The 248-nt window shown below is 54.0% G+C and carries 1 protein-coding gene; it reads left to right on the forward strand.

Annotated features, from left to right (window positions below; genetic code table 11):
• On the forward strand, positions 1-198 hold a 198-nt coding region (locus tag ACZYOF_RS45000), incomplete at its 5' end, for a hypothetical protein (protein WP_463719729.1).
• Positions 199-248: the final 50 nt, after the last annotated feature.

The following is a 248-nucleotide window of genomic DNA, read 5'->3' on the forward strand; positions in this document are numbered from 1 at the left end:
GCTCGGCTTGCCGAGACAAAGCGGCTCCATCTTCGCCCATTGGCCGTCAGTCAAAACGAATCGTTCCATCCAAAGCTTGAATCACAGCCAAGCACGAATGAGAATCCTGAATCCCAACAGACCCTAGCATTACAGTTGTCTTTTTGTTTTGAAGTGCGCGCGCTGGGCGGCGGCCTGGTGAGCTCTACGCCAAAGTGACCATGCGATGATGTGTGCGGGTTGGATTCGCTTTCGAGCGAGTCTGATGG

The sequence above is a fragment of the Bradyrhizobium sp. LeoA1Lang genome (assembly GCF_055413685.1).